Below are 7224 nucleotides of genomic sequence, written 5' to 3' on the forward strand. Positions count from 1 at the left end.
ATCTAAATAATAAATCGCTGTTTCTTGCATTTTTGATATGCATATTCAACCAAACTTTTGCTCAATATGATGCGCCCCTTTACACATCATACACCACAACGGCTGAGCGGGCAAAATTGCATGACCGCCTCATAAAATATTCTATCAATTCAAATTTATCGATTCCATTAAACGATTCAACAGAAGAAAATTGGGAAGATGCTTTTGATGCATTGGAAGTACTATTGTATAAGACTCCATTAGTTGATGCAAAAATTCACAGTGCATTTTACGAAATTGAATCGAGAAGCATAGATTTTCAAAAGGCATTGCTTGGTCTGGCATACGCTAATTATCCAGGTATTTTTTTTCAGCAGGTAAAAAAATTACTTGATAGCACTAATGATCCAAAAGTATTTGCATTATGCGCTGAATATTTGCTGCAGAAAAAAAAAGATACACTATTAGTCAATTCTATTACTAAATTAATTGAAACAAAATTTGGCGACCAGGGAATCATTGATCCAACATTATATATGCTGCAAGTTCATATGTCAGAACAAAAAACAACCGGAACATTTTTATCAAAGAAATTATTAAAGGAATTTTTTAGCAGTAAGTTTTTGCCCGGTCAAACAGTTGCCTATAGCATTCAAAGAAAAGACCGTGATTACCCTGGCCTGATGGTTGTCCGCAGTTATGATGGAAAATTTATTACGGACAGCAACGGAGTAATTTTTAATATTCCGCAATTGGCAAGGAGTATTACCGATCTACCTTTTTATTTACGAGGTGGCAATACGCCGCAGGGGATTTTTTTTATGCACGGGTTCGGCGTTTCTATGAGCAGTTTTATCGGGCCTACTGCTAATGTTCAATTGTCTATGCCCGTTGAAGAAAATATAAAAGCGTTTATGCGTGATAGTAGTATTAGCGACACTACATGGAATGTTGACTATTACAGAAAATTACTGCCGCCCGATTTACAAAATTATCTCCCCTTATATTACTCGTACTATGCCGGGCTTGCAGGACGTACAGAAATTATTGCTCATGGCACAACGATAGACCCATCTATTTATTCAAATGAACCCTATTATCCACTTACACCCACATCGGGATGTTTATGCACCAAAGAAATATGGAATGGCAAAAGGTTAGAGAGCGATCAGCAAAGGCTTGTAAATGCATTGTTGAAAGCAGGCGGAGCAAATGGGTACTGCGTAGTTATTGAATTGGATGATGCCCAATCTGCTGTAACTTTGAAAGACATACTTCCATACCTCACCGCGAAATAACAAAGGTGTGTATGATTTAAATTTTTCACATGGCAATTCCACCTCTGGCAGAAAGGCTGCGTCCTAAAAAATTAGATGACCTCGTAGGCCAGGAACATCTTACCGGGAAAGGGAGCGTCTTGCGTAATTCAATTGAGAACGGAAAAATTCCGTCAATGATTTTATGGGGACCGCCGGGAGTTGGAAAAACAACGATCGCTAATATTATTGCTAAAACTTTAGACCTACCATTTTATACCTTGAGCGCTATTTCTTCAGGTGTAAAAGAAGTGCGTGAAGTAATTGAAGAATCTAAAAAACTGGACAACTCAATTCTGTTCATTGATGAAATTCACCGTTTCAATAAAGGGCAGCAGGATGCGTTGCTGGGTGCGGTTGAAAAAGGAATTATTACGTTAATAGGAGCAACAACTGAAAACCCGTCTTTTGAAGTAAACAGCGCCTTACTTAGCCGCTGCCAGGTTTATATCTTGAAACCATTGGCAAAAGAAACTCTAATTAAATTATTAAATCATGCTATAAAAGATGACAAGGTTCTTTCGCAAACAAATATCGATTTGCTGGAAACTGAAGCAATGATAAATTTATCCGGGGGCGATGCAAGAAAATTATTAAACCTGCTCGAGTTGGTATTTAATCAGCAGCTTTTAGAAAGTACTGAACTTTCCAAAAGTTTATTAATTACCGATGAATTGGTAATGGACGTTGCGCAGCAAAAAATTGCCTTATACGATAAAAAAGGTGAGCAACATTATGATATCATTTCAGCCTTCATAAAATCTATTCGTGGCAGCGATCCAAATGCCGCAGTATATTGGCTGGCCCGCATGATTGAAGGTGGCGAGGATGTAAAATTTATTGCAAGACGTTTGGTGATTCTCGCCAGCGAAGATATTGGCAATGCAAATCCAAACGCACTTTTGCTGGCAACAAATACATTCCAGGCCGTGAATATGATTGGCTACCCGGAATCAAGCATAATTCTATCGCAGTGCGTCACCTACCTCGCATCATCGCCAAAAAGTAATGCTGCCGTGGAGGCTATCGGCAAAGCACAAACGCTGGTAAAGCAGCACGGTGACTTGCCCGTTCCGCTTGCTATTCGTAATGCACCTACGAGGCTAATGAAAAAGCTCGATTACGGGAAAGACTACAAATATGCTCATAGCTACGAAAATAATTTTGTGTCGATGGAATTTCTTCCTGATGAAATAAAAAACACACTTATATATAATCCGGGCAAGAATACAAGGGAAGAAGAATTAAGGCGATTTTTGAAAGAACGCTGGAAAGATAAGTATGGATATTAAGAAGGCAGTAATATCTACAAGCAGAAAACTGAAGGACCATAGATAATATTTTATTTTTTTCAAATAATGGTAAACTGGGAATGCAAGGCTTTTAATGAACTGACCGCTGAAAATTTATACAAAATAATTCAGCTGCGGATAGAGGTTTTTGCTGTAGAACAGAACGTTGTTTACCAGGATTGCGATAATAAAGACTTTAATTCATATCATTTTACAGGCACACGAAATGGAATCCTGCTTGCGTATAGCAGAATTATTCCACCCGGCATCGCCTACCCGCAAGCTGCTTCCATCGGACGTGTTGTAACTTCCCCTCTTGCACGTGGACAATCTTTGGGAAAAGAATTGTTTGAGAAATCGCTTGAACAACTTCACCAATTATTTGGGAATGTTCCTGTGATAATTAGTGCACAAGCTTATCTCATTAAATTTTATGAGAACTTCTCCTTTACTTCAAAGGGCAACATTTACATTGAAGACAGCATACCGCATATTTCGATGATAAAGAATATTTAATTCTTACCTGGTACAATAATAAAATCCTTCTTTCCGTTATCAATTCGTTATCCTTCAACGGGTAATAAAAATCCGTTATCGCTTGTAAAACAAAAATCTGATTTTCTTATGAAAAAACGTTTACACGCCTTTTGGCTTACGTGTTTCATATTAACAACACTTAGCTTCTTCTTCAATGAAAGGGGCTTTTCCCAATCATTAATATTTGGCAACGAAAATACCAGGGTTGAAGTCGGTGTCAATGTTGGCCCGTTATTTTTTCTGGGAGATCTGGGAGGTCATCGCGGACGAGGAACTACTTTCCTTAAAGACTTGAACCTTCCACTAACAAAAGTAATGAAGGGGGTTTTTTTGACCGCATACCCAAATGATTGGCTGGGAGTGCGTCTTGCTGCAGATATTGGAAAACTTGATGGACAAGATAATATTATTAATACGAAAGGTGTAAACGAACTTTGGAGAAAACAACGTAACCTCGATTTTAGAACCAATATTTCGGAAGCATATATTGCTGCTGAAGTTTTCCCTTTAATGCTGTTGCTCAATGGTGATGAAGACTATAAGCCACGCCTCAGGCCTTATGGCGTAATAGGAGTGGGAGTGTTTCATTTCAATCCCCAAGGGTCTTTAACTGACGCAAACGGCAATAAAACCTGGTATAATCTTCAACCTCTTCATACAGAAGGGGAAGGATTTGCAGAATATCCGCAAAGAAAAAATTACTCGCTGACACAGTTCAATGTCCCGATAGGTTTTGGAGCAAAATATTATCTATCTGATAGGGTAAATCTAAGCCTTGAAGTATTAGAAAGAAAAACATTTACTGATTATATAGATGATGTAAGTACAAGCTATATTGATCCCAATTTATTTGACAAGTATTTAACGCCGCAAAATGCAAGGATTGCCAGGGCAATATTTGATAAAACCAACTCTATTTATGTAGCAGGAGCTTCACGGTTTTCTCCCGGTTCACAAAGAGGTAATCCCAATCAAAAAGATGCCTATTTTTCAATATCATTGAAATTAGCAGTAAAGCTTGGGCCAATATTTGACAATATTTATAACCGGCGTGTTGCAAGTCATATGAGATGTCCTGCGAGATTCTAAAAGATATTTAATGAGAAGATTGCCTCTTGAATAACGGCAAAGTATATAATAAAAGTTAACCCATTAAAACAATGCACTTTCGTGTGCAATGTAACCTCTGAAACCATAAATTTTTAACTTTGTTACTATACTATGCCTTTTTTAATTTTTGTATTTGGCAAGCTCTTCCTTTAAATAAATTGCTGTAAAACTTTCTTTATTTTTAGCAAGTTCTTCGGGTGTCCCTTCAAATAAGATCCTGCCGCCCCCCTGCCCGCCTTCAGGCCCAAGATCTATAATGTAATCTGCAATTTTAATAATATCCATATTGTGTTCTATAACTAGTACTGTATTGCCACGATCCACTAATTTATTTAAAACGTCGACAAGGTGTTGAATGTCCTGGAAGTGAAGCCCGGTGGTTGGTTCATCCAATATATAAAAGGTTTTACCGGTATCTCTTTTACTTAACTCCGTAGAAAGCTTTACGCGTTGAGCTTCGCCGCCGCTTAATGTAACTGCGCTTTGGCCAAGAGTAATATAACCGAGTCCTACTTCCTGTAGAACTTTTATTTTACGATAGATGTAAGGAACATAGGCAAAAAAGTCTACAGCCTCGTCGACAGTCATATCAAGTACATCACTTATCGACTTGCCTTTGTATCGTATTTCAAGTGTTTCGCGGTTATATCTTTTACCATTGCATTTTTCACAATGCACATAAACATCGGGTAAAAAATTCATTTCAATTACCCTCATTCCGCCACCTTCACATACATCACATCTCCCGCTTTTTACATTGAAAGAAAAGCGACCGGCTTTATAACCCCTTATTTTAGCCTCCGGCACTTCGGCAAATAAGGTGCGTATATCGGTAAAAAATCCACAATAGGTTGCAGGGTTACTGCGAGGTGTTCTTCCGATGGGCGATTGATCTATTTCTACAACCTTATCAATATGTTCAAGCCCCTTGATACTATTGTAAGGAAGGGGAGACATTTTGCTTTTATATGCGTGAATACTCAAAATCGGGTAAAGCGTTTCATTTATAAGTGTTGACTTCCCACTACCACTTACACCCGTAACGCAAATAAATTTACCCAAGGGGAATTGTGCGTTGATATTTTTTAAATTATTTCCCGATGCACCTTTCAGTAAGAGACTTTGGCCATTTCCTTTCCTTACTTGCAATGGAATTGGAATCCGCATTTTTCCATTGAGGTATGATGATGTTACAGTATCTAGCTTTAGCAGATCTTTCGGAATACCACTGGCTACTACCTTGCCTCCATGTTTGCCCGCCTGGGGACCTATATCAATAAGATAGTCTGCAGCCATCATGATGTCTTTATCATGTTCAACTACCAGTACGCTATTACCAATATTTTTTAAATTGATGAGCGCTTCTATGAGCCGGTGATTATCGCGCTGATGAAGGCCAATACTTGGTTCGTCCAGAATGTAAGTAATTCCCTGCAACTGGGAACCAATTTGAGTTGCAAGTCTTATCCGCTGAGATTCCCCACCGCTAAGGCTTTTGGAAGGTCTGTTTAAAGAAAGATAGGTTAACCCAACATTTAATAAAAATTGAAGCCGTTCTTTTATTTCCTTCAAAATGTCTTTTGCAATTACATTTTGCCTCTTGTCCAATCTCGACTCAATTCCGGTAAACCAACTCAATAATTTATCCAGATCAAAATCGCTTAATTCGGAAATGTCCTTTCCATCTATTTTGAACCAAAGGCTTTCCTTTTTTAATCGTTTACCGTTGCACACGCTGCATTTTTTCAATTGCATAAATTTTTCAACCCAGGATCTTAATGCCTCACTTGTGCTTCCGGAACTGAACCATCTTTTTAGCATATTTACGATACCTTCATATTGCTCTGATGCCTCTGAGGATTCTAAGGTTTCAGCCATATCAACTTCGGTCAATATGGCGAGTTCATCCTCATTATTCTTACCCGGAATATTTTCCATTCCGTATAGCAACACGTTTAATGCGCTTTGTGGTAACTGGAAAATTGGTTTGTCAAGACTAAATTTATATTTCTTAGCTATTTGCTGTACCTGCTTAAAAACGTAGGCCTCTCGTTCTTCGCCCAGTGGCGCAATGGCGCCTTCATTAATACTTAACTTCTTGTCAGGGATTATGCTTTCAATATTTACCTGGTAAACATTTCCCAGCCCTTTACAAACCGGGCAAGCACCATAAGGAGAGTTAAATGAAAAAGTATTAGGCGACGGTTCCTCGTAACTAATGCCGGTATCTTCGCACATTAGTTGACGACTGAATTGGACAAGTTCGCTATTCTCGTTTAGGAGTAAGAAAAGTAATCCATTGCCTAATTGAAGAGCTTTTTGCAGACTCTGACTTAACCTCACTTTTTGATCAGGCGCTACCTGTAGCCTGTCAACAACTAATTCTATATCATGAATCTTATACCTGTCAACCTGCATTTTTGGAACCAGGTCTTTTATTTCACCATCAATTCTCACCTTTAAAAATCCCTTTTTTCTTACATCTTCAAAGAGTTCGCGATAGTGCCCCTTGCGGCCGCGTACCAGGGGAGCTAAGAGGTTAATTTTTTTATTGGGAAATTTTAAAAAGATATTTTCCAGGATTTCGTCTTCATTCCACTTAACCATCCGTTTACCTGTATTGTAACTATATGCTTCACCTACTCTTGCATACAACAGTCGAAGGAAGTCATATACTTCCGTCACCGTGCCGACCGTACTTCTCGGATTTTTGTTGGTAGTTTTTTGTTCAATGGAAATTACGGGTGAAAGCCCTGTAATTTTATCAACATCAGGTCGTTCCATATCGCCCATGAACTGCCTTGCGTAAGCAGAAAAGCTTTCCATATACCGACGCTGTCCTTCGGCATAAATAGTGTCGAAAGCCAGTGATGATTTGCCGCTTCCACTTATCCCCGTGATTACGACCAACTTATTTTTTGGAATGGAGATGTCTATATTTTTGAGATTGTGCTCTCTCGCGCCAAATACTTCAATAGTTTCGTCGGTAG

Annotated in this window: 5 protein-coding genes; 4 read left to right on the forward strand and 1 reads right to left on the reverse strand. The window is 38.6% G+C overall.

Translation table 11 applies throughout. The annotated features are described in order from the left end of the window. The 4 genes from ACO1O5_RS13255 to ACO1O5_RS13270 form a co-directional block, all read left to right on the forward strand. Nucleotides 1-1277 (forward strand): hypothetical protein (locus tag ACO1O5_RS13255; protein ID WP_486270949.1); only part of this gene is annotated, 1277 nt, incomplete at its 5' end. Between the two features lie 29 nt (nucleotides 1278-1306). Continuing rightward, nucleotides 1307-2587, forward strand: coding sequence for a replication-associated recombination protein A (locus ACO1O5_RS13260; protein WP_486270951.1), 1281 nt, complete (start codon nucleotides 1307-1309; stop codon nucleotides 2585-2587). A gap of 66 nt (nucleotides 2588-2653) precedes the next feature. Further along, nucleotides 2654-3103, forward strand: coding sequence for a GNAT family N-acetyltransferase (locus ACO1O5_RS13265; RefSeq protein ID WP_486270953.1), 450 nt, complete (start codon nucleotides 2654-2656; stop codon nucleotides 3101-3103). A 108-nt stretch (nucleotides 3104-3211) separates the two neighbouring features. Then, nucleotides 3212-4213 carry a hypothetical protein gene (locus ACO1O5_RS13270; protein WP_486270955.1) on the forward strand — a complete coding sequence of 334 codons (1002 nt, stop codon included), beginning with the start codon at nucleotides 3212-3214 and terminating at the stop codon, nucleotides 4211-4213. A gap of 141 nt (nucleotides 4214-4354) precedes the next feature. Here ACO1O5_RS13270 and uvrA read toward each other — a convergent pair. Further along, the coding region (gene uvrA, locus ACO1O5_RS13275; protein WP_486270957.1) for an excinuclease ABC subunit UvrA at nucleotides 4355-7224 on the reverse strand (2870 nt) is incomplete at its 5' end.

Source organism: Ginsengibacter sp. (assembly GCF_057362405.1).